Origin of the sequence: Microtetraspora sp. AC03309, from assembly GCF_020826795.1 — a bacterium.
Classification (GTDB): Bacteria; Actinomycetota; Actinomycetes; order Streptosporangiales; family Streptosporangiaceae; genus Microtetraspora; species Microtetraspora glauca.
The window spans coordinates 1-826 of the sequence record NZ_JADDIL010000274.1 but is presented as its reverse complement, the minus strand read 5'-3'; the positions used below and the strand labels follow the sequence as shown (position 1 = coordinate 826).

General features: G+C 58.6%; 2 protein-coding genes. One reads left to right on the top strand and one right to left on the bottom strand.

The features are described 5' to 3' along the window. On the bottom strand, positions 1 to 393 hold a 393-nt coding region (locus IMZ11_RS42800; RefSeq protein WP_228649316.1), incomplete at its 3' end, for a TetR/AcrR family transcriptional regulator. A gap of 94 nt (positions 394 to 487) precedes the next feature. On the opposite strand from IMZ11_RS42800, the gene IMZ11_RS42795 reads away from it, so the two are divergent. Beyond that, positions 488 to 826 (top strand): TetR/AcrR family transcriptional regulator (locus tag IMZ11_RS42795; RefSeq protein ID WP_228649315.1); only part of this gene is annotated, 339 nt, incomplete at its 3' end.

Here is an 826-nt window from a genome sequence, read left to right as displayed (position 1 = left end):
CATAAAGGTGTGGCGCTCGTGCTCGTCGGCAATCACCGCGAAGTAGCGTTGCAGGCGGCGAACCGGTGTCCCGCGACCTAGCAGCAAGGATCCCGACCGGTCCTGAAGTTCGAGCCAGTACTGGCCTAGCACTGCGACAACAAAGGCTTCTTTGCTCTCGTAGTACGTGTAGAATGCCGCCTTCGGTACGTCGGCACGATCGGCAATTTCCTTGACACCTGTCGCGTTGACGCCACGGGCATAGAAGAGCTCGAGTCCACTAGCGAGTAACCGTCTGCGGATATCCGGGTTCCCCGGGCGAGGCACAGGAGCAGAGTAACTGACCGAACAGGGACCTTGGCCGTGCACGGCACCAACTCGACCACGCGCGTCCAGACGCACATATCCGGTCAAGTGAGCATTTTTTGTGCGCCATTGCGCAGCACGAACTCACCGGGCGCTGAACGCCCCCGTGGACATTTAGAGACAATCGGTCTAATCTCATCACATGAGCGCTTCCATTGTCCGGCCTCGTCGTGGACGGCCGCCAAAAGTCAGCCGTGACCACGAAGACACGCGGGAAGCATTGCTTCGCTGCGGGATGGAAATCCTGACTGCTCAGGGCCTCACTGCGACAGGTATTGAATCGGTGCTCAAGCGCGTCGATGTACCGAAGGGCTCGTTTTATCACTACTTCGACAGCAAAGACGCATTCGGTCTGGAGGTGCTGCAGAGCTACGCGGAGTATTTCGCGCGCAAACTTGATCGCTGGCTGTTGGACGACAGTCTGCCACCACTGCAACGTCTGACCCTTTTCGTCGAGGACGCGAAAGCCGGAATGGCCAGA